This is a genomic window from Parvibaculum indicum (assembly GCF_011762095.1).
Lineage (GTDB): Bacteria > Pseudomonadota > Alphaproteobacteria > Parvibaculales > Parvibaculaceae > Parvibaculum > Parvibaculum indicum.
The window spans coordinates 1-25424 of the sequence record NZ_JAASQO010000017.1 but is presented as its reverse complement, the minus strand read 5'-3'; the positions used below and the strand labels follow the sequence as shown (position 1 = coordinate 25424).

At 63.6% G+C, this 25424-nt stretch carries 21 protein-coding genes, 1 tRNA gene and 1 pseudogene; 11 read left to right on the top strand and 12 right to left on the bottom strand.

Annotated elements, in window-relative coordinates:
- Nucleotides 1–20: 20 nt before the first annotated feature.
- Nucleotides 21–695 carry an RluA family pseudouridine synthase gene (locus FHS78_RS17005; protein ID WP_167095576.1) on the bottom strand — a complete coding sequence of 225 codons (675 nt, stop codon included), beginning with the start codon at nucleotides 693–695 and terminating at the stop codon, nucleotides 21–23.
- A gap of 221 nt (nucleotides 696–916) precedes the next feature.
- Between FHS78_RS17005 and FHS78_RS17000 the strand changes: the two genes are divergently transcribed.
- Nucleotides 917–2425, top strand: a complete 1509-nt coding sequence (locus tag FHS78_RS17000) for a flavin-containing monooxygenase (RefSeq protein ID WP_167095575.1) — start codon at nucleotides 917–919, stop codon at nucleotides 2423–2425.
- A gap of 107 nt (nucleotides 2426–2532) precedes the next feature.
- Here the strand turns inward: FHS78_RS17000 and FHS78_RS16995 are convergent, their stop codons facing one another.
- The 8 genes from FHS78_RS16995 to FHS78_RS16960 form a co-directional block, all read right to left on the bottom strand.
- Nucleotides 2533–2823 (bottom strand): GIY-YIG nuclease family protein, encoded by a 291-nt coding sequence (locus FHS78_RS16995; protein ID WP_343042006.1) that lies wholly within the window; start codon nucleotides 2821–2823, stop codon nucleotides 2533–2535.
- A 56-nt stretch (nucleotides 2824–2879) separates the two neighbouring features.
- On the bottom strand, nucleotides 2880–5447 hold the full coding sequence (locus FHS78_RS16990) for a sensor histidine kinase (protein WP_167095573.1): 2568 nt from the start codon (nucleotides 5445–5447) through the stop codon (nucleotides 2880–2882).
- Between the two features lie 252 nt (nucleotides 5448–5699).
- Nucleotides 5700–7103, bottom strand: coding sequence for an adenosylhomocysteinase (gene ahcY / locus FHS78_RS16985; protein WP_167095572.1), 1404 nt, complete (start codon nucleotides 7101–7103; stop codon nucleotides 5700–5702).
- A gap of 245 nt (nucleotides 7104–7348) precedes the next feature.
- Complete coding sequence (locus tag FHS78_RS16980) at nucleotides 7349–7693, bottom strand: HPr family phosphocarrier protein (RefSeq protein ID WP_343042005.1); 345 nt, start codon at nucleotides 7691–7693, stop codon at nucleotides 7349–7351.
- Nucleotides 7690–8097 carry a PTS sugar transporter subunit IIA gene (locus FHS78_RS16975; protein ID WP_167095571.1) on the bottom strand — a complete coding sequence of 136 codons (408 nt, stop codon included), beginning with the start codon at nucleotides 8095–8097 and terminating at the stop codon, nucleotides 7690–7692. The genes FHS78_RS16980 and FHS78_RS16975 overlap by 4 nt, the downstream gene beginning before the upstream one ends.
- A gap of 165 nt (nucleotides 8098–8262) precedes the next feature.
- A complete protein-coding gene (locus FHS78_RS16970) occupies nucleotides 8263–8742 on the bottom strand; it encodes an HPr kinase/phosphorylase (protein ID WP_167095570.1) in 480 nt (159 codons plus the stop codon).
- Nucleotides 8743–8754: 12 nt separating this feature from the next.
- Nucleotides 8755–10602 carry a sensor histidine kinase gene (locus FHS78_RS16965; RefSeq protein ID WP_167095569.1) on the bottom strand — a complete coding sequence of 616 codons (1848 nt, stop codon included), beginning with the start codon at nucleotides 10600–10602 and terminating at the stop codon, nucleotides 8755–8757.
- A gap of 47 nt (nucleotides 10603–10649) precedes the next feature.
- Nucleotides 10650–11357, bottom strand: coding sequence for a response regulator transcription factor (locus FHS78_RS16960; protein ID WP_167095568.1), 708 nt, complete (start codon nucleotides 11355–11357; stop codon nucleotides 10650–10652).
- 504 nt (nucleotides 11358–11861) lie between these two features.
- Between FHS78_RS16960 and FHS78_RS16955 the strand changes: the two genes are divergently transcribed.
- A complete protein-coding gene (locus FHS78_RS16955) occupies nucleotides 11862–13475 on the top strand; it encodes a phosphoenolpyruvate carboxykinase (RefSeq protein WP_167095567.1) in 1614 nt (537 codons plus the stop codon).
- A gap of 106 nt (nucleotides 13476–13581) precedes the next feature.
- Entirely contained in the window at nucleotides 13582–15081 is a 1500-nt protein-coding gene (scpC, locus tag FHS78_RS16950; protein ID WP_167095566.1) for a succinyl-CoA:acetate CoA-transferase ScpC, read from the top strand.
- A gap of 6 nt (nucleotides 15082–15087) precedes the next feature.
- Here scpC and FHS78_RS16945 read toward each other — a convergent pair whose 3' ends face one another.
- The gene (locus FHS78_RS16945) at nucleotides 15088–15345 is read right to left on the bottom strand and encodes a hypothetical protein (protein WP_167095565.1); all 258 of its coding nucleotides are present in this window, start codon (nucleotides 15343–15345) and stop codon (nucleotides 15088–15090) included.
- 113 nt (nucleotides 15346–15458) lie between these two features.
- A complete protein-coding gene (polA, locus tag FHS78_RS16940; protein ID WP_167095608.1) occupies nucleotides 15459–18326 on the bottom strand; it encodes a DNA polymerase I in 2868 nt (955 codons plus the stop codon).
- Nucleotides 18327–18560: 234 nt separating this feature from the next.
- Between polA and FHS78_RS16935 the strand changes: the two genes are divergently transcribed.
- Entirely contained in the window at nucleotides 18561–19577 is a 1017-nt protein-coding gene (locus FHS78_RS16935) for an ABC transporter ATP-binding protein (protein WP_167095564.1), read from the top strand.
- 30 nt (nucleotides 19578–19607) lie between these two features.
- On the opposite strand, the gene FHS78_RS16930 is transcribed toward FHS78_RS16935, so the two are convergent.
- Nucleotides 19608–20120 carry a PAS domain-containing protein gene (locus tag FHS78_RS16930; protein ID WP_167095563.1) on the bottom strand — a complete coding sequence of 171 codons (513 nt, stop codon included), beginning with the start codon at nucleotides 20118–20120 and terminating at the stop codon, nucleotides 19608–19610.
- Nucleotides 20121–20745: 625 nt separating this feature from the next.
- On the opposite strand from FHS78_RS16930, the gene FHS78_RS16925 reads away from it, so the two are divergent.
- From FHS78_RS16925 to FHS78_RS19795, 7 genes and pseudogenes are all read left to right on the top strand, one after another.
- Nucleotides 20746–20822 (top strand) — tRNA-Arg (locus FHS78_RS16925).
- Nucleotides 20823–21341: 519 nt separating this feature from the next.
- Nucleotides 21342–22808, top strand: a complete 1467-nt coding sequence (locus FHS78_RS16920; RefSeq protein WP_205305356.1) for a c-type cytochrome — start codon at nucleotides 21342–21344, stop codon at nucleotides 22806–22808.
- Nucleotides 22809–22952, top strand: a pseudogene (locus FHS78_RS19710) (FTR1 family protein); the annotation flags it as partial.
- Between the two features lie 40 nt (nucleotides 22953–22992).
- Nucleotides 22993–23316, top strand: a complete 324-nt coding sequence (locus tag FHS78_RS19485) for an FTR1 family protein (protein WP_246220569.1) — start codon at nucleotides 22993–22995, stop codon at nucleotides 23314–23316.
- A 192-nt stretch (nucleotides 23317–23508) separates the two neighbouring features.
- On the top strand, nucleotides 23509–24198 hold the full coding sequence (locus FHS78_RS16915) for a class I SAM-dependent methyltransferase (protein WP_205305354.1): 690 nt from the start codon (nucleotides 23509–23511) through the stop codon (nucleotides 24196–24198).
- A 153-nt stretch (nucleotides 24199–24351) separates the two neighbouring features.
- The gene (locus FHS78_RS16910; RefSeq protein ID WP_167095562.1) at nucleotides 24352–25155 is read left to right on the top strand and encodes a DUF6639 family protein; all 804 of its coding nucleotides are present in this window, start codon (nucleotides 24352–24354) and stop codon (nucleotides 25153–25155) included.
- A gap of 33 nt (nucleotides 25156–25188) precedes the next feature.
- Entirely contained in the window at nucleotides 25189–25395 is a 207-nt protein-coding gene (locus FHS78_RS19795; RefSeq protein WP_425500310.1) for a signal peptidase II, read from the top strand.
- The last annotated feature ends 29 nt before the right edge of the window (nucleotides 25396–25424 follow it).

Below are 25424 nucleotides of genomic sequence, written 5' to 3'. Positions count from 1 at the left end.
GGCCTCTATGGGGTGTGCCGCTAGAACGGCGTGGGGTCCGTGAAACTTACCCTCGCGCCGCCGTTCGGATGACGCAAGGCCAGCGTCTCGGCATGAAGCTGCAGGCGCGGCGCGGCCTCGAAGATGGCGTCGTCTGCATAAAAGGCGTCGCCGAGGATCGGGTGGCCGAGATGCGCCAGATGCAGCCGCAATTGATGCGAGCGCCCGGTCACCGGCATGAGCTTGAGGCGCGTCACCGGCATCGCGCCCTCTTCGCGCGCCATCACCTCCCATCGCGTGATGGCGGCGCGCCCGCGCTCGTGATCGATCCGCTGCATGGGGCGGCGCTCCGGGTCGGTCGCGATCGGCAGGTCGACCTCGCCGCTGTCCCCGTTCACATGGCCGGCAACGCGGGCGATATAGGTTTTCCCCACGCGGCGGCTCTGGAACTGTTTGCCGAGATGACGCTGCGCCTTGTCGTGGCGGCCCAGCACCATGACGCCGGACGTATCCTTGTCGAGCCGGTGGACGATCCGCGCCGCGCCCCAGCGCGTCACCGCGCGCGCTTCCAGACAGTCCGCCAGATGCGCCTCCTTCCCCGGCACGGTGAGGAGCCCGGACGGCTTCGACAGCACGAGAATGTCGTCATCCTCATGCAGCACGGTAAGCCAGGGCTCCGTCGGCGGGTCGTAGGTGAAGGGGCGGGGGGCGTTCATGGGACTGGTATGGGGAAAATACGGCGCGGGGGCAATGCATGACCCTCACCTCCGGCGGCCATACGGGCGCGGCCGCCTGAAAACCCACCGAAACCCGCCACTTTGCTTTACATCACGAAACCCTACATAAAACGTAGCGGCATGCTCGGATATATTCTGATAAAATGTCAGCAAGGTGAAAAACCTGGTCAACCAATCAACTACTCCCGGGAGCGAGATTTATGGGGACGGAACATTTCGACGTGGTCATTGTGGGTGCCGGCATTTCCGGCATTGGCGCGGGCTACCACCTGCAGGCCAATTGCCCGGACCGCTCCTATGTGATCCTGGAAGGCCGCGAGAACATGGGCGGCACCTGGGACCTCTTCCGCTATCCCGGCATCCGCTCCGACAGCGACATGTATACGCTGGGCTATTCCTTCCGCCCCTGGAAGGAAGCCAAGGCCATCGCCGACGGGCCGAACATCCTGAACTACCTGAAGGAGACGGCGGCCGATTACGGCATCGACCGCCACATCCGCTACAGCCACAAGGTGACGGGCGCCTCATGGTCGTCCGACCACGCGCTCTGGACCGTGAAGACGGAGCGCGGCGATACCGGCGAGACTGCCGAATTCACCTGTAATTTCTTTTTCGTCTGCTCGGGCTATTACGATTACGACGAAGGCTATACGCCGGACTTTCAGGGGACGGAGGATTTCAAGGGCCGTATCGTCCATCCGCAGAAATGGACCGACGACATCGACTTCAAGGATAAAAAGGTCGTGGTGATCGGCTCGGGCGCGACCGCCGTGACGCTGGTGCCGGAAATGGCGGATGAAGCCGCCCATGTCACCATGCTGCAACGCTCGCCGACCTATGTCGTCGCACGGCCCGCCGAAGACAAGATCGCCAACTGGCTGAGGCGCAACCTTCCCACCAAATGGGCCTATGGCCTTACCCGGTGGAAGAACGTGCTGCTCGGCATGTATTTCTTCCGCATGTGCCGCAAGGCGCCGGAAAAAGTGAAGGCGCTGCTGCTCAAGGGCGTGCGCGCGGAACTCGGCCCCGATTACGATGTGAAGACGCATTTCACGCCGTCCTACAATCCGTGGGACCAGCGCCTCTGCCTCGTGCCGAACGGCGACCTCTTCGCCTCCATCCGCGAAGGCAAGGCCTCCGTCGAGACCGACCACATCGAACGCTTTACCGAGAAAGGCATCCTGCTCAAATCCGGCAAGGAACTCGAGGCCGATCTCGTCGTCACCGCGACGGGACTCAAGCTCAAGATGCTGGGCGGGGTCGAACTCTCGGTGGACGGCACCCCCGTCCATCCCAGCGAGACGATGAGCTACAAGGGCATGATGTATTCCGACGTGCCGAACCTTGCCTCCTGCTTCGGCTACACCAATGCGTCCTGGACGCTGAAATGCGATCTCACCTGCGAATATGTCTGCCGCCTGCTGAACGAAATGAAGAAGACCGGCAATCGTCAGTGTACGCCGCGCGTGAAGGATCCCGAGCTCGGCGAAGAGCCGTGGCTCGACCTGTCCTCCGGCTACATCCAGCGCGCCCAGCATCTCTTCCCCAAGCAGGGCGACCGCAAGCCGTGGAAGCTCTATCAGAACTACGCCAAGGACATGATGATGCTGCGCTTCGGCAAGCTCGACGACGGTGCCATGGAGTTCTCCAACCCCGCGCCGAGCAATGCCCGCCCGGCGGTGGAAGAACCGGAACGCCTGGCGAGCTGAGACTGAAGATGGATTCCGGGGCGAGCCCGGAATGACGAGTGAGTGAAATTTCTCAACAAACGAGAGTCGTCACCCCGGGCTTGCCCCGGGGTCCATCCGGCCTTTCCTCATGAAAGAAGCGTGTCGTAAAGATCATCCCAATCGGGGTTCGCCGAAACGATCAAATCGATCTTCCACGCGCGCTTCCAGTTCTTGAGCTGCTTTTCTCGCGCGATGGCTTGCTCGATCTCCTCGTATCGTTCGGCATATACCAGACGCTTCAGCCCATAGCGTTTCGTGAAGCCGTCGGCCAGCCCTTCGCGATGCTCCGTTATGCGGCGCGCAATATCCGCCGTGACATCGGTATAGAGCGTCTCGCGTGGCGCGTTGGTCATGATGTAAACCCAACCGCCTTTCACGCCTCATCCTCTGAATGGATTCCGGGTCGAGCCCGGAATGACGATGCAGGAGAGCCTCAGTCCACCACCGCGCCCTGATCGCTCAGCGCCGGCGTCTCGGGGGGACGGGGCGGGGCGGCGCGGACCGGCAGGTGGCAGGTCACGCGGGTGCCGAGGTCCGGCGCGCTTTCCAGCGTCACCCAGCCGCCATGCAGTTCCACGAAGGAGCGCACCAGCGACAGGCCGAGCCCCGCGCCGCGGCGGCGGTCCTGTCCGCCATGCGCCTCGAAACGGTCGAAGACGGTGGACTGGAACTCCGGTTTGATGCCGTCGCCCGTATCGGCCACGTAAAGCTCGACCGAATTTTCATGCCGCCGCGCGCCGATGGTGATGGTGTCGCCGGGGCTGGTGAAGGAGAGCGCGTTCGACAGCAGGTTGATCATGATCTGCTTGATGCGCTTTTCGTCGGCGCGGATCGCACCCGTATCGGCCGGGCAATCGACCTTCAGCCCCACCTTGCTCTTCTGGGCCGGACGCTGCGCGAATTCTTCCGCGGCGTAGAGCACTTCGGAAATTTCCATATCGGAAAGATCGAGCGTCATCGCGCCCGCCTCGATCACGGCGAGGTCCAGAATGTCGTTCACCGTGTCGAGCAGGGTCTGCGAGCTTTCGAGAATGCCCTGCATATATTCGTGCTGGCGCGGCTCCAGCCCGCCGAACATTTCCGATTCCAGGATTTCGCCGAAGCCGATGATATTGGTGAGCGGGGTGCGCAACTGATAGGAGACATGGCTGATGAATTCCGACTTCAGCCGGTCCGCCGTTTCCAGCGCGTCATTGCGTTCCCTGAGCGCGATCTCCATGCGCGTCGCGTCGGTCACGTCGAGATAGGTGATGAGCGTCGCCCCGTCGGGCAACGGCACGATGGCGAAATCGACCACCGTCTCGTCGGGCCGGTTGAGGCGGCCCGTCGCATTCGCCCTCATGCCCGAGACCGTCGTCACCTGCGTGCGCAGCAATTCGGCTTCTTCCGGTTCCGCGTAGAGCGCCCGGCTGAGGTCGATGACGTCGCTGACATGCGGTTCGTCGGCCAGCTGCTCATCCGACAGGCCCCAGATGCGGCCATAGGCGGGGTTGGAGAGCTTCAGCCGTCCGTCGCTGCCGAAGACCGCCACACCCTCATAGAGGTGGTCGATCGTCTCGCGCTGCACCCGCGCCAGCGTGTTGTAGGAGCTTTCCAGATTGAGCCGCTCGGTGACGTTCTCGTAGAGATAGATGACGCCGCCGAAGGGATGCGCCTGCGCGTTCAGTTTCACCGTGCGCCCGTCCGGCAGGTGCCAGAACTCCTCCACCGGCTCGGTGGAGGTGTAAAGCTCCATGCGCGCCTGCTTCCAGGCCTGGAAATTCGCCTGTTCGGGCAGGCGGCGCTGCGCGCGCAACTCGTCCAGCACCGCGCCGTCGGTCGGCTCTTCGTCGAGCCAGGCGGCGTCGAGGCCCCAGAGTTCCTCGAAAGCGTGATTGCGGAATTTGAGGCGCTTGTCGGGCCCGCAAATTGCGACCGCCGTGTTGAGCCGGTTCAGCGTTTCGGCATGGCTGTCGATATGGCGCTTCAGATCGTCCTGCAGGTTTTCTTCCGCCGTCACGTCGATAGCGATGCCCGCCGTGCCGCCGTCGAGGTGGCTTTCCACCACATCGAGGGCGCGGCGCTCGCCGGACATGATCGCATGGGTGCGGCTCTTCACGCGCGGCTTGTCGAAAAGCGTGCGGCGCATGGCGGAAAGCGCTTCCTCGCCCAGCAGTTCCAGTTCCCGCGATACCGCGTCTTCGGGCGAGGCGGCGTCCACGGCGGTCGCATAGGCCCGGTTGACCCAGGCCAGACGCCCCTCCCCGTCGCGCCGCCAGGCGGGGCAGGGCACCTCCATCAGATGCGCCTCGTAGCGGGCCCGGTCGGCATCGGCCTGGCGCATGCGCTCGGTCAGGCGCGCGACCTCGGCGCGTTCGCCCGTCACGTCGCGCAGCCAGAGCACGGCCAGCGCGCCCGCGGGGCGTCCTTCCGCCTCGAAGATGCGCCCGTCCAGCGCCTCCACATGGAGGGAGAAGCGCGCGCCGAGCCGCCGGAGGCGTTGCACGGCGGTGTTGAGCCGGCCGGCATTTTCAGGCCGCAGCCGCTCCAGCAGATAATTGTAGTCGAGGTCGCCCGAGGCCGGGTCCACCAGCCCCGCCGTGGAGCCGACGATGCGCGGTCTTGCCTGAAAGGTGCCCGGCGAGGCGCGCAGGCTTTCCGGCGTCCAGATGAAGAGCGCGTCGGGTTCGGCGGCGAGGATCGATTCGGCCGTGTCGAGGCGCACCGACAGCGCGGTCAGCTCGTCCTCGCGCCCGAAGGCGGTCTTGCGGGCGGCGCGCGCGGCCCGCAGCGCCACCACGGTAAACAGGATAGCCGCGAGCGCGATGCCCGCCGCTACGGCATAGGCGATGATGATGTTCTGCTCGGCGGCGACCTCTTCGGGAACGCCCAGCGCCGTCAGCGTGGAGCCGACGAGATTGTCGGCGCGCGCCGACCCGGCGGCGAGCCACAACGCCCCGCCTGCGCCGACCGCGCCTGCGCGCCACCCGCCGCGCCTCTTGCTGCCTTTTGCCCCCTGCATACCGCTTTCCTTATGCCCGCCCCCGTTCGCGCAAGACTGCTTACGGGATCTCATCTGGAAACGACGCGATCCGGGCGGTCCGGCCTGCCCAAATCAGCAGACCGTGGAAAGTTTACACTAAGTGCGAAGGCATTTCGAAAGTGCCAACAAAAAGGGCCCGGCTCACGAGGAGCCGGGCCCTGCCTGAATGCAATCGCGCCGATCGCGGTCTGGTATTCGCGACTGGCGCGATTGCGATCGGCGCCAAATCGCTTAGTAGCGATAATGTTCCGGCTTGAAGGGGCCTTCAACCGGCACGCCGATATAGTCAGCCTGCTCTTTGTTCATCTTCTCGAGCTTCACGCCGATCTTTTCGAGATGCAGCATCGCCACCTTCTCGTCGAGCGACTTGGGCAGCGTGTAGACGCCGATCGGATATTCCTCGGTCTTGGTGAAGAGTTCGATCTGGGCCAGCACCTGGTTGGTGAAGGAGGCGGACATCACGAAGCTCGGATGGCCCGTGGCGCAGCCGAGGTTCACCAGGCGGCCTTCGGCCAGCAGGGTGATCTTCTTGCCGTCGGGGAACTCGATCTCGTCGACCTGCGGCTTGATGTTCGTCCACTTGAAGTTCTTCAGCGCACCGACCTGAATTTCGCTGTCGAAATGGCCGATGTTGCAGACGATGGCACGGTCCTTCATGGCGCGCATGTGATCGACGGTGATGACGTCGATATTGCCCGTCGTGGTGACGAAGATGTCGCCACGCGTCGCGGCTTCGTTCATCGGCACGACTTCATAGCCTTCCATGGCGGCCTGGAGCGCGCAGATCGGGTCGATCTCGGTCACCAGCACGCGGCAGCCGGCCTGACGCAGCGAGGCGGCGGAGCCCTTGCCCACATCGCCGAAGCCCGCGACGACGCCGACCTTGCCGGACATCATCACGTCGGTCGCACGGCGGATGCCGTCCACCAGCGATTCGCGGCAGCCATAGAGGTTGTCGAATTTCGACTTGGTCACGCTGTCGTTCACATTGATCGCCGGGAAGAGCAGCTCGCCCTTCTTGAACATTTCATAGAGGCGGTGAACGCCGGTCGTCGTCTCTTCGGAGACGCCCTTGATGGCTTCGCCGACCTTGGTGTACCAGCCGTGATTGTCCTTCAGGCGCTTCTTGATGGAGGCGAAGAGCGCGGTTTCTTCCTCGTTCTGCGCCTTGTCGAGGAAGGCGGTGTCGCCCTTCTCGGCGCGCATGCCGAGATGGATGAGCAGCGTGGCGTCGCCGCCATCGTCGAGGATCATGTTCGGAACGCCGCCATCGGCCCATTCGAAGATGTTGTGGCAGTATTCCCAGTACTCATCCAGCGTCTCGCCCTTCACGGCGAAAACCGGCGTGCCCGACGCGGCGATCGCGGCGGCGGCATGGTCCTGCGTCGAGTAGATGTTGCAGGAGGCCCAGCGAATGTCGGCGCCGAGCGCGGCCAGCGTCTCGATCAGAACCGCGGTCTGGATCGTCATATGCAGCGAGCCGGCAATCCGCGCACCCTTCAGCGGCTGCGACTTGGCATATTCCTCGCGCGTGGCCATCAGGCCCGGCATCTCGGCCTCGGCGATTTCGATCTCCTTGCGACCGTAATCGGCAAGCGAGATGTCTTTGATGACGTAATCCTGTTTGGCACCCATGGGCGGTATAACTCCTTTGGTGTCGTCGGTCTGTGTTTGCCTTGCGGGCGCAGCGCCGATTTCCGCGAAAAATCGCCGATTTCGGCGGTAGCGCACCCCGCGCAAGGCCTCGGGCCCCGCGCCAGCTTCAGCCGGTCGGCCCGGCAAATTCGGCGTGGTTATAACAAGCCCGACCCGATGGGGCAAGGACGACATAAAGAAATGTTTATATCTTTGTTTCCGAGGGGCAATCGCGGCCCGGCGGCTCAGTCCCGTTCGCCGAAGCCGTCCTCGACAAGCTCGGCCAGGGCCTTGAGCGCCATCTCCGCCTGGGGGCCGGTCGCCGACACCTCGATGGAGGAGCCCTGGCTCGCCGCCAGCATCATCAATCCCATGATGGAGGTGCCCGGCACGGTGTGCCCGTCCCGGCTCACCGAGATATCGGCCTTGAACTGCTCGGCCACCTGTACGAAACGGGCGGAGGCGCGGGCATGAAGGCCCCGGCTGTTGACGATGGCGAGGGTGCGCCTGCATTCGCCGGCGTCGGAGGGGGAGGTGCCGGACGCGCCGGCGTCGCGGTTTTCTTCTCCCCTGGGCATCGGCGGCGTCACGCGCCGTCGCCCGCGAGGACGCGGCTGGCAATGGAGATGTATTTCCGGCCCGATTCCTGCGCCTGATCCACCGCCTCGCGCAGATCCTTGTTCTCGCGGACGCTGGCCAGCTTGATGAGCATGGGCAGGTTCACCCCGGCAATCACTTCCACGCGCGCCTTGTCCATGACGGAAATGGCGAGATTGGAGGGCGTGCCGCCGAACATGTCGGTGAGCAGGATCACGCCATGGCCGGTATCGGCCTTGGCGACGGCATCGAGAATGTCCCGGCGCCGCTGCTCCATGTCGTCATCGGGTCCGATGCAGATCGCCGCCACCTGCTTTTGCGGTCCAACGACATGCTCCATGGCCGCCACAAACTGACTGGCGAGCTGGCCATGCGTAACGAGTACTAATCCGATCATCCACCGCCCTCATTGCCATCCGTCTTCGCTTACCGCGGCAGGCCGCCTTCTTGTCGCGACGAATGGCTCAATGCGCGCCCGCTAAACCCGCATCGTGAACGTATTTTAAGCAAGTTGGCAAGTGTTGCAGCGCAACAATAAGGCAGTTTCGCGACGGGGCGGCGGTCAGGCCCCGCCCAGAATGCCGTCCTCGCCCGGGAAACCGCGGTCGGGCAGGACTTCGAGCGCCAGACGCAGCTTGTCGGCGGCCGTCGGATCGAAGGCGTGAAGCCGGATGAGCGGCACCCGGACGCCCTGAATATCGGCGAATTCCGGCGCGGGAAGACGCGGCACATCTTCCCTCGGCACCAGCTCGACAACGAGCCTCACCACCGCCCGCTCGATGACGGGCACGCGCAGCAGGCCGAGGCCGCGCAATTCGACGAGGCCGGTCAGCGCCTCGGGGGCGGTCGCGGCCAGTCCGTCCTCCGCCGCGCCAAGATGCACCTGGTCGTCGGCCACGAGGCGCGTTTCGCCGCTTGCGTCCGCCCGGATCATGCGGAAGGCGAGGTCGGACTTGCCCGCGCCGGGGCTGCCGCGCAAGAGCGCGGCCCGTCCGCCGCAGGCAATGCAGGTCGCATGGATGGTGGTGCCGTTTCCCGACATCGGCCCCGCTCCCTATACCGGCGCGGCGGGCAGCGTGACGATGAAGCGCGCGCCCTGCACCTCGCCATACTGCATCCGGTTTTCGGCGCGGATATTGCCGCCATGCGCCTCCACGATCTGGCGCGAGATCGCCAGGCCGAGGCCGGAATGCTTGCCGAAACTGTCGGGCCGGTCGGTATGGAAGCGGTCGAAGATCTTTTCGAGGCTGTCTTCGGGCACGCCCGGCCCCTGATCTTCCACCATGATGACGATATGGCCGGGTTCGCGGCGCGCCATCACCTTCACCTGCGCCCCTTCCGGGCTGAAGGACAGCGCGTTGTCCACCAGATTGCGCACGACCTGGCCCAGCCGCATGTCGAAGCCCTTCACCACCATGCGGTCGCGGCCCGGCGCGCCGGGATCGATGTCGAGCAGCACCCGTCTCCCATTGGCGATGCCGGTTTCGGTGAAGAGGTCGCAAACCGCTTCCAGCAAGGTGGCGATGTTCACATCCTCCATTTCCTCGCGCGCCAGCTCGGCGTCGAGGCGCGAGGCGTTGGAGATGTCGCTGATGAGACGGTCGATGCGTTTCAGATCGTCCTTGATGATCTCGTTGAGCCGCTCGCGCTGTTCCTCGGTCTTCGCGAACTGAATGCTCTCGATCGCACTCGACAGCGAGGTGAGCGGGTTTTTCAGCTCATGCGCCACATCGGCGGCGAAACTCTCGATGGCGTCGATACGGCTGTAGAGCGCATTGGTCATGTCGCGCAGCGCGCCCGACAGATCGCCGATCTCGTCGCGCCGCTCGGTGAAGTCGGGGATCTGCGCCCGCGCGGTCTTGCTGCGCCGGACGATCTCCGCCGATTCCGCCAGCCGGCGCACGGGCTCGGCGATGGTCGCGGCCAGCACCACCGAAAGCAGGATCGTCACGCCCAGCGTGACGAGGAAAACCTGCAGGATCGCGAAGCGCTCGCCCCGGACGATGGCGTCGATGTCGCCGCCGCGCGTGGACAGCATCAGCGCGCCCAGCACCGCCCGGTAGCGCTGGATCGGCACCGCCACGGAGACGATCAGCTCGCCACGGTCGTTGACACGCTCCATGCTGGCGGCCTGGCCCGTCAGCGCGCGGGTCACTTCCTGGTACATCTTGCCGTTCTGGCCGCCCGCCTCCTTGAACAGTTCGAGGTCGCGCCCCGGCAGGAAGCTCACCAGCCATTGATAGAAGCGGGTGAACATATTGGCGTCCTCATCGGCATCCGCCGGCGGCGGCAGCTCGAAGGCGACCACCTGGGCGGAGGCCGACAGGCGGCGGCTGTCGAGGAGCAGCCAGCCGCTCCGGTCGTAGAGGCGCGCGCGCGTCCGGGTCGGAACCGTCAGCCGGCGGAGGATGGGCGCGGCGGCCTCCGGCACGATGGGAAGAACCTTGTCGGCCGCCCCGTCCGTTTCCGGCATGTTCCGCTCGCCCTCGCCGGCATTGCCGAAAACGCCGTCCAGCGGATCGATGACCGTGGCCTTCGGCGCCTCGGTCGCGCCCTGCGCCAGGGCGCCGGCGATGATCTCGGCCTGGGTCAGCAGGCTCTGCCGTCGGGCGTCGATGAGCCCTTCGCGGAACTGGTTGATATAGAGGATGCCCGCCACCATCACGATGAGGGCGACGACGTTGAAGACGACGATGCGGCGCGTCAGGCTGGAAAAACGGCCCCGGACGAGAAAGCTGCGAAAGCGGCTCCAGATGTGCCCTGTCAGCGCGAGCAGGCGAAGCGGCAAGCCGCGAGCCGGCGCCTCCGCGCCGCCTTTCGCCGAATCCCGCGCGTCGGACAGCGGATCCTCCGCATCCGGTTGGCCCCTATCCGACAGCTCGTCCTCGCTCACACTTGCCATTTGCCATGCGTTCAACGGGCTTCGGCGACCGTGCCGAAAGCCGGGCCTCAGGCCTCCCGGTAGCGGTAGCCGACACCATAGAGGGTTTCGATCGCGTCGAACTCCTTGTCGACTTCCTTGAACTTCTTGCGCAGCCGCTTGATGTGGCTGTCGATGGTGCGATCGTCCACATAGACCTGGTCGTCATAGGCGGCGTCCATCAGCGCATCGCGGCTTTTCACATAGCCGGGGCGCTGCGCCAGCGATTGCAGGATCAGAAACTCCGTCACGGTGAGGACCACCGCTTCGCCGTCCCAGGTGCAGGCATGGCGGTCGGGATCGAGCAGCAGCTTGCCGCGTTCCAGCACCGCCGCCGCCTCGCTCTCGCCGCCGGCCGCGGCCTCGCCCTTGGTGTTCTGCGCCCGGCGCAACACCGCCTTGACGCGCTCCACCAGCAGGCGCTGGGAGAACGGTTTCTTGATGTAGTCGTCGGCCCCCATCTTGAGACCGAACAGCTCGTCGATCTCGTCGTCCTTGGAGGTCAGAAAGATCACCGGCATGTCGGATTTCTGGCGCAGGCGCCGCAGCAGCTCCATCCCGTCCATGCGCGGCATCTTGATATCGAACACCGCGACATCGGGCGGATTGGCGCCGAGCCCGGCCAGCGCCGCGGCGCCGTCGGTATAGGTCTGGACATGATAGCCCTCGGCCTCGAGCGCCATGCTCACCGAGGTCAGAATATTCCGGTCGTCGTCAACCAGCGCGATGGTTGGCATATTTGCCCGTTCCCTTTGGCTCTGTTCGTTTGGGCCTTCCGGCATCCTTATGTACCCTGTTTTCCGCGTCGCCCCCCGGCAGACATGGAGGCTTAGGGTCGCTTTTGGCCCAAAATGTGGCCGCATTATATGCACCCGGCACCGGACTGGCCATGAAGAGCTCATCCGGGGACCGCGGAGCACCGCATGCGCGCCGCGTCCCGGCCACGCGGCGAGGGACGCATCGCCGCATGTCCTGCAAACTGTTCGCAAAGCTGTTGCGCGGGGCAGGGCTGCCCACTATGTTGGCGCCGAAATTCAGGAGCCGGCGGGCCCTGCGGGCCCGCAAAGGCTCATATTTGCTTGTTTTTGGCGAATTTACGCCATTTTGGCGCTCTGCCCTGCCAAAGCCGCGCGACGGTGATAAATTTCCGATCCTGGCCGCATGCGGCGGCGGAATGCGGCAGTCAGACTTAATCAAGGATACGGCCCGAAGGGGCCGCCCAGGACCACGAGGAGAGAAGCGTGAAACAGACCGGGCCCCATATCAGCAAGTTCGGCGTCGACAAAAGCGGCTTCAAAAATCTCGCCGCCGCTCACTGGAACTACCGTCCCGCCGCCCTTTACGAAGAAGGCGTGCGCCGCGGCGAAGGTGAGATCGCCGCCAACGGCCCCTTCGTCGTGAAGACGGGCGTGCATACGGGCCGCTCGGCGCAGGACAAGTTCATCGTCCGCGACAGCGAGACCGAAAACACGGTCTGGTGGGACAACAACAAGGCGATGACGCCGGAAGCCTTCGACGCGCTCCATGCCGACATGCTGAAGCATGCGGAAGGCAAGGAACTCTTCATCCAGGATCTTTTCGGCGGCGCCGACAAGACCCACCGCCTCGCCACCCGCGTCTACACGGAATATGCCTGGCACTCTCTCTTCATCCAGAACCTGCTCATCGAGGCGACGCCGGAAGAACTGGACAGCTTCTCTCCCCAGTTCACCATCATCGACCTGCCGAGCTTTGAAGCGGATCCGGAAAAATACGGCTGCCGCACCGGCACGGTGATCGCCTGCAATTTCGACAAGCGGATCGTGCTCATCGGCGGCACCTCCTATGCCGGCGAAATCAAGAAGTCGGTCTTCTCCATGCTCAACTACGAGCTGCCGCCCAAGCGCGTGATGCCGATGCACTGCTCGGCCAATATCGGCCCGGCGGGCGACACGGCGATCTTCTTCGGCCTGTCCGGCACCGGCAAGACGACGCTCTCGGCCGAAGCCAGCCGCACGCTGATCGGCGACGACGAGCATGGCTGGTCGGAAAACGGCGTCTTCAACTTCGAAGGCGGCTGCTATGCGAAGATGATCAAGCTCTCCGCGGAAGCCGAACCGGAAATCTACGCCACCACGCAGCGTTTCGGCACGGTGCTGGAAAACGTCGTGATGGACGAGGACAGCCGCGAGCTCGACCTCGACAGCGCGGCGCTGGCCGAGAACTCCCGCGGCGCCTATCCGCTCTCCTTCATTCCGAATGCGAGCGAGACGGGCACGGGCGGCCATCCCAAGAACATCATCATGCTGACGGCCGATGCCTTCGGCGTACTGCCGCCCATCGCGCGCATGACGCCGAGCCAGGCCATGTATCACTTCCTCTCCGGCTACACCGCGAAGGTCGCGGGCACCGAAAAGGGCGTGACCGAGCCGGAAGCGACCTTCTCCACCTGCTTCGGTGCGCCCTTCATGTCGCGCCACCCCACCGCCTATGGCAACCTGCTGCGCGATCTCATCGCCGAGCATGGCGTGACCTGCTGGCTGGTGAACACCGGCTGGACGGGCGGCGCCTATGGCGTCGGCAACCGCATGCCGATCAAGGCGACCCGCGCGCTTCTCGCCGCGGCGCTGGACGGCTCGCTCAACAATGCCGAGTTCCGCATCGATCCGAATTTCGGCTTTGAAGTGCCGGTCTCCGTGCCGGGCGTGGACAACTCCATCATGGACCCGCGCGGCACCTGGTCCGACAAGACCGCCTATGACGTGCAGGCCCAGAAGCTTGTCGGCATGTTCGTCTCCAACTTCGCGAAGTTCGAGGATCACGTCGATCCGGACGTGCGCGACGCCGCGCCGAACGCCGCGAAGGCCGCCGAATAACAGAAACGGCAGATTGGCCGCTATGATCCAGCCCGGAGGTCGCAAGGTCTCCGGGCTTTTTCTTTGATCGCAGTCGAACGAGTAACAGCAGTCAAACGAGTAACAAATGTATCGCGACCGGATTCGTCACGGGGGGTTGAGGGACAAGATCATCACGGCGGAGGAAGCCGCCTCTTTCATCAGGGACGGCATGACCGTCGGCATGAGCGGCTTCACCCGCGCGGGCGAGGCGAAAGCGGTGCCGATGGCGCTGGCGGCGCGCGCGCAAACGGACCCTTTGCAGATCACCCTTCTGACGGGGGCTTCGCTCGGCAACGATCTCGACAAGACCCTGGCCGAGGCGCATGTGCTGAAGCGGCGCATGCCGTTCCAGTCCGATCCGGGCCTGCGCAAATCCATCAATGCGGGCGAGGTGATGTTCGTCGACCAGCATCTCTCCCAGACGGTGGAGATGCTGCGCACGCACCAGCTTCCGCCGGTCGATATCGCCATCGTGGAAGCCGCCGCCATCACCGAGGAAGGCGGCATCGTGCCCACCACATCGGTCGGCAATTCGGCGAGCTTCGCCATTCTGGCGCCGAAGGTCATCGTCGAGATCAACCTCACCCAGCCCTTGCTGCTGGAAGGCATCCACGACATCTACATCCCGACCCGACGGCCGCATCGCGATCCCATCCCGGTGGTCGCCCCGCATAGCCGCGCCGGGCTGCCCTATATCCCCATCCCGCCGGAAAAGATCGCGGGCATCGTCATCACCGAGAAGCTCGACAGTTCCGCCAGAATATCGCCGCCGGACGACGGAACGCGCGCCATTGCCGGGCATCTGATCGACTTGCTGCATCACGAGGTGAAACAGGGCCGCATGGGCACCGACCTTCGCCCGCTGCAGGCCGGCATCGGCTCCGTCGCCAATGCGGTGCTTCACGGGCTCATCTCATCGCCCTTTCACGACCTGACCATGTATTCGGAGGTGTTGCAGGATTCGACCTTCGACCTCTTCGATTCCGGCAAGCTCCTTTTCGCCTCGGGCTCGTCCATCACGCTGTCCAGGGAAAAGCATGACGAGGTGATCGCCAATATCGGCGCCTACAAGCCGAAACTTCTGCTGCGCCCGCAGGAAATCAGCAATCATCCGGAAGTGGTGCGCCGCCTCGGCGTGCTCTGCATCAATACGGCGCTCGAATTCGACATTTACGGCAATGTGAACTCGACCCATGTCGGCGGCACGCAGATGATGAACGGGATCGGCGGGTCGGGCGATTTCGCGCGGAACGGCTTCCTCTCGATCTTCGTCACCAAATCCATCGCCAAGGAAGGCAAGGTGTCGAGCGTCGTTCCGATGGTGAGCCATGTGGATCATACCGAACACGATGTCGGCATCCTGATCACCGAGCAGGGGCTTGCCGATCTGCGCGGCCTTGCGCCGCGCGAACGCGCGAAACTCATCATCGAAAATTGCGCGCATCCCGATTACCGGGACCGGCTTGCGGACTATTACGAACGCGCCGTTTCGCGGGGCGGGCACACGCCGCATGTGATCGAGGAAGCCCTCTCCTGGCACCGCGCGCTGGCCGAAACCGGCACGATGCAATCCGGCGCGGACTGAAAGACGCTAGCTTTTGCTCTTGCTGTTGCCGTGGCCGTCGCCCGTATGCGTCGGCGTCCAGGAGGGCGGATCGGACGCCGGGAAACTTTCTTCGGACGCTTCGTCCACCATGTCGTCGTCATGCTTGCGGCGGGCTTTTTCCTCCGCCTCCTTTGCATCCGCTTCGGCGTCCTTGCCGCCCTTCGGCGTCAGCCCGGCCGGGTCGGAGGCAGGAAAACTGCCCTCGACGGCCTTGTCGAGATCCTTCTTGTCCTTGTCACCCATCGGCTGGCCTCCTGATGTTTCAGTATTCCGGCTGAGAGAGCATACTCCCGAATATGGGGAGAGCATGGCAGAAATGCCAATTCTCCGGAATGCGTCAGATCAATGCGCCCAGATCAATGCGCATCGTTCCAGTTGTCGGCGGCGCGCGCCTCGACGTCGAGCGGGACCGTGAGTTTCACGGCCGGTTCCGCGGCGGCGGACATCACCTCCGCGACTTTCTTTTCCGTTTTGCCCGCCTCGCCGGAGGGCGCTTCGAAAATCAGTTCGTCATGCACCTGCAGGAGCATCCGCGCTTTCAGCTTCGCCTTTTCCAGCGCGTCCGGCATGCGGATCATGGCGCGACGGATGATGTCGGCCGCCGAGCCCTGAATGGGCGCATTGATCGCGGCGCGTTCCACGAAGCTCTTTTCCGCCTGGCTTTTCGACTTGATGCCCGGCAGGTGCACGCGGCGGCCGAAAATGGTTTCGACATAGCCGTTCTCGCGCACGAATTCCTTCGTGCTTTCCATGTAATCCCTGATCCCGGGAAAGCGCTTGAAATAGCGGTCGATATAGTCGCCCGCCTCGCCCCGCGAAATGCCGAGCTGGTTCGCGAGTCCGAAAGCGGAAATACCGTAGATGATACCGAAATTGATCGCCTTGGCGCGGCGGCGCACCGCCGGGTCCATGCCCTTGATCGGCGTATCGAAAATCTCGCTCGCCGTCATCGCGTGAATGTCGAGCCCGTCGGCAAAGGCTTTCTTCAGCGCCTCGATGTCGGCGATATGCGCAAGCAGCCGCAGTTCGATCTGGCTGTAGTCGGCGGAAATGAGCTTGTTGCCCTTCTCCGCCACAAACGCCGTCCGGATCTGTCGCCCGTCTTCCGTCCGTACCGGGATGTTCTGCAAGTTCGGGTCGGAGGAAGCCAGACGCCCCGTGGAGGTCGCGGCCATCGAATAGCTCGTATGGACACGGCCCGTTTCCGGATCGATATAGCCGGGCAGCGCATCGGTATAGGTGCTTTTGAGCTTTGAAAGCCCGCGCCAGTCCAGCACGCGCTGCGGCAGGTCGTGGCCTTGCGCGGCCAGCGTTTCCAGCGTGTCGGCATCGGTGGACCAGGCGCCCGTCTTGGTCTTGCGCCCGCCTTCCAGGCTCATCTTGTCGAACAGGATTTCGCCGAGCTGCTTGGGCGAGGCGATGTTGAACTTCTCGCCCGCCAGTTCGTAAATCTCGTCCTCATATTGCGCCATCTTCTGCGCGAAGCCGGCGGAAAGCCGCGCCAGCACCGTCTTGTCCACCTTCACGCCCGCGCGCTCCATGCCCACCACCACGGGCACGAGCGGCCGCTCCAGCGTTTCATAGACCGTCATGCGGCGCTCGCCGGTGAGACGCGGTTTCAGCAGCATCCAGAGGCGCAGCGTGACGTCGGCGTCTTCCGCCGCATATTCGGTCGCCTTGTCCACCGGCACCCGGTCGAAGGTGATCTGCTTCTTGCCCTTGCCCGCGACTTCGGAAAAGGGAATGCAGTTGTGGCTGAGATGGATGTTTGCAAGCTCGTCCATGCCGTGCCCGTGAAGCCCCGCATCCAGCGCGTAGGACATATGCATGGTGTCGTCGATGGGGCCGACCTCCACGCCGTGACGCGCCAGCACCACCATGTCGTATTTGAGGTTCTGGCCGATCTTGAGGACGGACGGATCTTCCAGCATGGGCTTCAGCGCTTTCAGCGCCTCTTTCCGATCGAGCTGGTCGACCGGGTCGCCGCCCTCGAAATCGAGCCCGCCATCGCTCGCCTTGCCGTGCAGCAGCGGGATGTAGCAGGCCTCGCCCGGCGCGGTCGCCAACGACACGCCCACAAGCCGCGCCTGCATCTCGTCGAGCGAATCCGTTTCCGTGTCGACGGCAATGAAACCCTGGTCCATCGCCTTGTCGATCCAGACCTGGAGCGCGTCGAGCGTGGTCACGGTTTCATAGGCCGCGGCGTCGAAGTCGGCATCGATGCCCTTGGGCGTTGCGCCCGGCGCACCGCCTTCCTTCGTCCGCGCGGATTTCTTTTCTTCCGTCGCCGCTTTCTTCTTCTGCGCGGGGTGTTCGCCCGCGGGCTCGACCTCGTCGGCATCCACATTGAAGCGCTCGCCCACGCGGCGCGTCAGCGTGGAAAACTCCATGTCCTTCAGGAAGGCGATCAGTTTTTCCGGCTCGGGATCGTGCGCGCCCATCTCGTCCAGCGGCACGTCGATCGGCACATCCTGGTCGAGTTCGACAAGTTGCCGCGAGATGCGCGCCTGTTCGGCGAATTCGATCAGGTTCTCGCGGCGCTTCTTCTGCTTGATCTCTTCGGCTTTCGACAGAAGCGTTTCGAGATCGCCATATTCCTCGATGAGCTGGGCCGCCGTCTTGATGCCGATACCGGGTACGCCCGGCACATTGTCGACCGAATCGCCCGCCAGCGCCTGCACGTCGACGACCTTTTCGGGCGGCACGCCGAATTTCTCGACCACCTGATCGTGGGAAATCGATTTCAGCTTCATCGTGTCCAGCATGTCCACCCGGTCGGTGACGAGCTGCATCAGGTCCTTGTCGGACGACACGATGGTCACCTTCGCGCCCGCTTCCGCGGCCAGCCGCGCATAGGTGGCGATGAGATCGTCCGCCTCATAGCCCATCATCTCGATGCAGGGCACGGAGAAGGCGCGCACCGCGTCGCGCACCAGCGCGAATTGCGGTTTCAGGTCTTCGGGCGGCTCGGGCCGGTTCGCCTTGTAATCGGGATAGATGTCGTTGCGGAAGGTCTTGCCGGAGGCGTCGAAAATAACCGCGAGATGGCTGGGGTCGAATTCGTCCTTCGTATCCTCCAGCAGCTTGTAAAGCATGTTGCAGAAGCCGGAGACGGCGCCCACCGGCAGCCCGTCGGATTTGCGCGTCAGCGGCGGCAACGCGTGATAGGCGCGGAAAAGATAGCCCGAGCCGTCCACCAGAAAGAGGTGGTCGCCCTTGCCGATGGGGCGCTTTTCCGCCCCGTCCCCGGCCTCTTCCTTCTTCCCGCTCGCCTTCTTGCCGCTTGCCACAGACGTCTGCCTTCCTATCTAAGGGGGGCCCGTGCCATTATCCGCGGCCCCGGTACGACGATACCGGCCCCGCCGGTATCGGGCCCGCCAATATAACGCTTTCGCCTGAGCGGGCCACCGCCCCGCCCGCGTTTCCGGAAGCGGCAGAAAAACAAGAGAGGTCCCGCCATGGCCGACACGCTCGCCGAAACCGAGAATGCGCTAGAAAGCCGCCTTCCCCGCGAGGAAAGCGACAGCGGACCCGTATCGGCCATTTCGGCGCGGGCCTTGCGCAAGGTCTACAAGGCGTCGGGCGGGCAGCCCGCCAAGGAAGCGCTGAAGGGCATCGACCTCGACATTCCGCGCGGCTCCATTTTCGGCCTGCTGGGCCCCAATGGCGCAGGCAAATCGACCTTCATCAACATTCTCGCCGGTCTCGTCATCAAGACCTCCGGCTCGGCCTCGATCTGGGGCTTCGATACCGACGTCAATCCGCGCAGCGCCCGCGCCTCCATCGGCGTCGTACCGCAGGAACTCAATATCGACCCCTTCTTCACGCCGGCGGAAGCTCTTGAAATGCAGGCCGGGCTTTACGGCGTGCCGAAGTCGGAACGGCGCACCATGGAAATCCTGGAAGCCATGGGGCTCGACGACAAGGCGCATGCCTATGCGCGCACCCTGTCGGGCGGGATGCGGCGGCGGCTCCTCGTTGCCAAGGCGATGGTGCACAATCCGCCCGTGCTCATCCTCGACGAGCCGACGGCGGGCGTCGACATCGAACTCCGCAAGCAGCTCTGGGACTATGTGCAGGCATTGCATGCGCAGGGTACGACCATCGTGCTCACCACGCATTACCTGGAAGAGGCGCAGTCGCTTTGCGACCGGATCGCCATCATCAATCACGGCGAGGTGGTGGCCTGCGAGCCGACGCAGACGCTTCTGTCGCGAATCAGCGAAAAGCGTCTCATCGTGCGCGCCGCCGCGCCCCTGACGCAGCTTCCCGCCGCGCTGGAAGAGATGAAGGCGACGCTCCGCCCCGACGGCTCGCTCGACATCCAGTACAACCCGGCCGAAGTGAGCGCCATGTCGATCCTCGCCCAGCTTTCCGCGGAGGGGCTGGAGATCGCGGATATCGCGACCGAGGAATCGGATCTGGAGGATGTGTTCCTGCAGCTCACCTCCGGCGCGCACAACGCCGCAAGCTGACCGCCCTGCCGGGCGCGGCGGCGCCGATCCCTACCGCCCGGAGGAGGCGCGTTTCACCAGCTCGCCCATGACGAGGCCCACCGTGTCGCCGCCATCCTGCCCGGAGAGCGGCAGCAGCACGCCTTCGATCTCCGTCACCGCGCCGCCCGGCGCAAACCGGGCATGGCCGTAGACGCGGATGGGGCGGCGCAATTGCGCAACGATGCCGAAGAGCTTGCAAAAGGCCGAGGAGGGCTTGGCCGACAACACCTCGGCAAAACTTCGTCCCGTGAAATCCTGCTCGAACAATTCGTTCAGCGCCGTTCCCATCAGCCGGACCGTGAAATCCTCGGGGTTCAGCATGGGCGACGCCGTGTTCACCAGGAAGACGCTCGGCAGGTGGGAAACGATTTCCGCCGGGCTCACATCGGCACGCGCCGGCATGGTCCGGCCCTGCCGCTTGCCGTCCCAATAGGCCTGCATCTCGCGCAGGCGGCGGTCATGGAAGCCCAGCAAGGGGTCGACAAAGACATCGAAGGGGGCCAGCCGGATCGGCTCGGACATGGGACACTGACTTTCTTCCGACGCATCATGAGGGGAGAGTCAGCGCGGCCATCGTCTTTCGCCATGACCGGAAGCGCCCACCTTCGCCCGCCTCCCTTCTACCACACTCGCAAGCCGGCCCGACAAGCGAAAGCGGATCGAGGCGGGCGCGCCGGCGATCGTTTCCCGGCCTCCCCGCGCGCATTTTCCTCCGCTTTTCCCCGGTATTTCCCCGGCATTTCATTGTACCCTCCGGGGTTTTGGGCTATCTTCCGCCGCGCATTCCGGGGCATATAGCGCGCCCCCGGGCCGTTCCCGGCCCGCCGGTTCATACCGGGCACCCGTAGCTCAGCTGGATAGAGCGCTGCCCTCCGAAGGCTCGTGTCAAGCTGTTTGTAATGCGAATGGAAACAGAAAAGTAAGGAGAAACAAGAGTTTATGCGGATCACGAATGATCGCCGAAAACCGAAGATGGCCACGTAAGCATCGCGTAAGCACCTTGGGGCGTGCGATAGCGAGGTGACGGATAAGGTGGTGTGAGGAAGCGTCCGGTGTCTGTCAGACCAATCCGACCGAGGCCATCTGATTGAGAATTGCCGAATCCGTTGACCCTCAAAGGTCTGTCGGGCTAGGCGAAGATTGCAATGCACCCGTAGCTCAGCTGGATAGAGCGCCACCCTCCGAAGGTGGAGGCCACAGGTTCGAATCCTGTCGGGTGCGCCAACCTTTTGCCTGAAAATCAAGTAGTTAAGAACGGCCCTTAGGGGCCGTTTTGGTTAGAATGCCTCCGGCGACTGACATTCTGCAATGTTCGCGCGCATGCGATGAAACCTCAGTCTGCTGGTGAGCGACACAAGCGGTCAGTGACCGCCGGCAGGCTTCCAATTCGTATATCCAAAAGCCGATCATCATGACAGCCAATGTCAGAAGCCGCGCGAGAACGCTTTCGCTCTCGAGAGGGTACCCGTTCGAGCGCGCGACCTGACGGATATCGAGTTCCACGCAGTTAGCTGAGCCGGATGTGCGACGAGGGTCTGCTCATCAAGGTGGGCTAGGGACTCTATCGAGCTGACCAACCATCGCGAGGTGGCTTGATCCGAATTTTCAAGCCCGCGGCTCCGATGTCAATGGCAACAGCAGAGTCTATCCAGCCACTTAATCGCGCGACAAGGTGCGTTGTGGCTTGATCCTGTGGGGACTACAGGATTACTGCGCGAACGATTCTCAACTAGAGGCTCGTAGATGCACCTGTTCCATGGTCCTGTTCGCCCCCGCATGAGCGCTGTTGGAAAGGCGTGTCGTTACACGTTCGTACTGCTGCTTTCCGCTATTCTATCGCAAATCGCGCCGAATCAGGCGATTGCGAGCGACACGGAAGTCCAGACCGTGTGGCGGCTGCTTGACTATATTGCCGTCGACTACGCCGGTGCGGTCTCTGGCGGGCGCGTTAGCAGTGAGGCCGAATATGCGGAGATGGTGGAGTTCGCGGGCCAGGTAGAAACCAGGCTCGGATCTTTGCCCGAAAAGAGTGGCAAGGCGGACCTGTTGCGCCAGACGAGGGCGTTGCGCACGGCGATCTCAGCCAAGGCGCCGCCAGCTGAAGTCGCCGCACAATCTAAGGCGCTTGCGTCCGCGCTGCTCGCTGCCTATCCCGTGCCGCTCGCGCCGACGGCGCCGCCAGACCTTGCGCGCGGGGCTGCGCTCTACGCCCAGAATTGTGCGAGCTGTCACGGCGCAACGGGCGATGGACACGGCCCGGGTTCGGTGGGGCTTGATCCGCCGCCGATCGCATTCAGCGACAATGTGCGCGCTGATCAGCGCAGTTTGTTCGGCCTTTATCAGGTAATCACCCAAGGCCTCGACGGCACGGTAATGGCCGGCTTCGATTCCCTTTCTGACGAAGATCGCTGGGCGCTCGCGTTCTACGCCGGCACCTTCGCCTACCCGGCTTCCGAGACTGGACGTGGTCAGAGGCTATGGCGCCATGATGCGTCACTCCGCCAGAGATATCCCAATCTGGCGGCATTCGTCGGCGCGACGCCAGCGTCGCTTGCCGCCGAAATTGGTGCCGGCAAAGCTGACGCCGTGACTGCCTATCTGCGCCGGCATTCAGACTCGGTGACAGCCCACGCCAATGGTTCGCTCGCGCTCACGCGCGAACGTCTCGAGGCAAGCCTCAAAGCCTACGCGGCTGGGAATCGGCAGGCCGCCACTGACCTCGCGTTGTCCGCCTATCTTGATGGATTTGAGCCCGTGGAGCCGATGCTCGCGGCTCGCGATCCGGAGCTGATGGCGAGGATCGAGCAAGCAATGGGCGCGCTTCGGGCAGCGATTGCCAAGGCGCGCCCGCTCGCTGAAGTCCAGGCCGCCAATCAGGAGCTCGGAAGCCTATTCGGCGAAGCTGAGGCTGCGCTCGCGCCGGAAAAGGCAAGCAGTGCATCAAGCTTCGCCGGCGCGTTCGGCGTCCTGCTGCGTGAGGGGCTTGAGGCGTTGCTGATCGTGATCGCGATGATCGCCTTCCTCCGAAAAACAGAGCGAACCGAAATGCTCGGCTTCGTACATGGCGGATGGGTGGCGGCGCTTGCGGCTGGCGTGGCCAGCTGGTTCATCGCCACATACTTCATCGGTATCAGCGGGGCTTCACGGGAGCTTACCGAGGGTTTCGGCTCGCTATTCGCTGCGATCATCCTGCTTACGGTTGGGATCTGAATGCACGGGAAAAGCAACGCGGAGGCATGGCAGCGCTACGTCAAAGAGAAGATGGCGCACGCTCTGTCTAGACGTTCGGGTTGGTTCCTCTTCCTGCTGGCTTTTGTCGTCGTCTATCGGGAAGTGTTCGAAACCATCCTTTTCTATGCCGCGCTCTGGGCCCAAGGAAACGGCTTAGCAATGCTTGGCGGCGCGACTGCGGCGGGCTGCGTTGCTCGCCGTGCTGGCCTGGATCATGCTCCGATACGGCACCCGCTTACCGATCACCCAGTTCTTTTCGTGGAGCGCCATTCTCATCGCGATCCTGGCCATCGTTCTCGCTGGAAAGGGCGTAGCGGGTCTGCAGGAGGCAGGAATCTTGGGAGTCGTACCGCTCACGGGCGTACCGCGCATCCAGATGCTTGGGCTGTTCCCTACAACCGAGACAGTGCTAGCCCAACTGGTCGTCCTGGCAATTCTGGTTGGGGGTTTCTGGCTCAATCGCAGAAGCGCGGTGCTGGAGACCTGACGCTATCGCTTGGAGCGATTAGCAGTTGCGCAACCGGCTTGGTGGGGCCGGTGAGTCCGTCGAGACCCGGGCCGGGCAGCCAGCGCTAGCGGCTATGGCACGGCACGGGATCAGCGTTATTGTGGTTGCAGCAGGATCATTGGCCTCCGCGACGATTTAAGCTTGAATCTGTAGTCGCTACAGGATGTAGGATTGCGAGAAACGAAGACAATGCCCGTGCAGTCTGACCTGACCTACACGCCCGCCGCCGGGCATCATTGGCTCACCCCCTTTTACGACTTCGGGGTAGCCGCGCTCACACGCGAGCACCGATGGAGGACCGTGCTCATCGCGCAGGTCCATCCAAGCCCTGGTGACGTGATCGTCGATGTTGGCTGCGGCACCGGGTCGCTTCTCGTGCGCTTGGGGAAGGCTGCAGCGTCCGCCCAGCTCGTAGGGATTGATCCCGACCCCGCAGTGTTGACGCTTGCGCGGAAGAGAGTCGCCGCCGCTGGCCTTGCGGTCGAGCTGCACGTCGGTTTCGCGCGGCAAGTGGCTGAGTTGCTAGAGGGACGGCAGCCGACAAAGGTCGTGTCGAGCCTCGTTTTCCATCAAGTGCCGATGGAAGAGAAAGTGGCTGCACTCGCCGCCATGCACGCGGCGCTTGGGGTCGGTGGCGAGATTCACATTGCGGATTATGGCTTGCAGCGTACGCCGCTCATGCGGGCTCTCTTCAGAGGCGTCATTCAGAACCTCGACGGATGCGCGAATACTGAACCGAACGCCCGAGGAGTGCTGCCGGACCTTATGCACTCAGCCGGGTTCCGGCACGTGGAGGAGACGATCGTCATTCCAACGCTCAGTGGATCGATTTCGCTCTACCGGGGAAGCTGCTCATCGTGATGCCGAAACGTTCCCCGAGCGGTTTTTCGCCTCGTCATCGCTCATGGGCGGTGCGTGGGATGTCAGCTCTTCGGCACCGATCCTTGCCGGGGCACGTCTCCGCTCAGCGGCGATTCCAGCATGTCAGCGACCCGCACAACATAGAAGGTGGTGATGGTTGACCGTCAGACGATCCTTGCATTGTTGCTGTTAGGAGCGGGGGTGAGCGGGGGCTTTGCGCTAAATGGCGCCCGGGCCGAGCCGCAGGGTAATTGCGGCAACCAAGGTGTCACTGTCCTCTACGGCGATCCCGCCGAGCTAGCTGAGGCATGCGGGGCGTTGGCCGACATCGTTGCGTATTTCCGAGGCATTGGGATCGAAGTGACGCCCAGGATCACGCTGCGCTTTGCCGACCGCGCCATTGTGCGCTCAGCGGAGCGTGCCTCCGTTCATGGCTATTTTGACGGGCAACAGGCGGAAATCACCTTCTATCGCAAGTCCCAAGTGAGACCCCGGGGGCTGCCGTGGAGTTCGGCGCTGGCAGGCTCCTTCCTCCGGCACGAGTTGGCGCACATGGCGATCTGGGAAGCCGTCAGGGGAGGCCCGGTCAAGCTGCGGCCCGAGTGGCATGAGTTCATTGCTTATGCAGTCCAGCTCGATCTTATGGACCCGCAGCTTCGTCGATACGTTCTGAATGCGAATACCGATGTCCGGCCGTCCGAGAGTCTCTTGGAGATCAATGAATTCACGTCTCGAATGGATCCTGACACGTTCGCGGTTACGGCGTACAAGACCTATCTTGCCCAGGGTGCGGGGACGTTCGTATCGCAGCTCCTGCGCGGCGAGATCGTCCCCCACCCTTCGTGTACCCCTTCGCTGTCCTGCCGGGTCAGGTACCAGACCGATGACGATTACTGGATAGAACTGCCCTGCTGCCGCGTCGATGGCAACCGTCCAAACGCTGGCCTTTCGAGTTGAATCGCCCCATTGTTAGGAACGCCCTGCCTTGCGGTGCCACCGAGTGTCGCAACAAGTCGTCACCGGGGTCGAAACTACGAGATACGGAGTGCAGGCAAGGACGAGGAGCACAGAGTGGGCCGCCATTGGCCCGCGTTCAATCTCGCTGACGCGGCGATTGTCTGCGGTGCCGCGATCCTCGTGCTCGAGCATGTGATGGCACTTCCGGATGACCGGGAGGGTCAGCGAGAACTTCGATGACCCGGCAGTTTGCGACCTTCCCGTTATCG

Coding starts and splice junctions, on each gene's coding strand:
- ahcY (WP_167095572.1), bottom strand. CDS start 7,103: ATGGGTGCCAAACAGGATTACGTCATCAAAGACATCTCGCTTGCCGAT.
- FHS78_RS16910 (WP_167095562.1), top strand. CDS start 24,352: ATGGTTGACCGTCAGACGATCCTTGCATTGTTGCTGTTAGGAGCGGGG.
- FHS78_RS16990 (WP_167095573.1), bottom strand. CDS start 5,447: ATGCAGGGGGCAAAAGGCAGCAAGAGGCGCGGCGGGTGGCGCGCAGGC.
- FHS78_RS17005 (WP_167095576.1), bottom strand. CDS start 695: ATGAACGCCCCCCGCCCCTTCACCTACGACCCGCCGACGGAGCCCTGG.
- FHS78_RS16970 (WP_167095570.1), bottom strand. CDS start 8,742: ATGTCGGGAAACGGCACCACCATCCATGCGACCTGCATTGCCTGCGGC.
- FHS78_RS16945 (WP_167095565.1), bottom strand. CDS start 15,345: ATGGGTGACAAGGACAAGAAGGATCTCGACAAGGCCGTCGAGGGCAGT.
- scpC (WP_167095566.1), top strand. CDS start 13,582: ATGTATCGCGACCGGATTCGTCACGGGGGGTTGAGGGACAAGATCATC.
- FHS78_RS16935 (WP_167095564.1), top strand. CDS start 18,561: ATGGCCGACACGCTCGCCGAAACCGAGAATGCGCTAGAAAGCCGCCTT.
- FHS78_RS17000 (WP_167095575.1), top strand. CDS start 917: ATGGGGACGGAACATTTCGACGTGGTCATTGTGGGTGCCGGCATTTCC.
- FHS78_RS16930 (WP_167095563.1), bottom strand. CDS start 20,120: ATGTCCGAGCCGATCCGGCTGGCCCCCTTCGATGTCTTTGTCGACCCC.
- FHS78_RS16960 (WP_167095568.1), bottom strand. CDS start 11,357: ATGCCAACCATCGCGCTGGTTGACGACGACCGGAATATTCTGACCTCG.
- FHS78_RS16965 (WP_167095569.1), bottom strand. CDS start 10,602: ATGGCAAGTGTGAGCGAGGACGAGCTGTCGGATAGGGGCCAACCGGAT.
- FHS78_RS16920 (WP_205305356.1), top strand. CDS start 21,342: ATGCACCTGTTCCATGGTCCTGTTCGCCCCCGCATGAGCGCTGTTGGA.
- FHS78_RS16975 (WP_167095571.1), bottom strand. CDS start 8,097: ATGATCGGATTAGTACTCGTTACGCATGGCCAGCTCGCCAGTCAGTTT.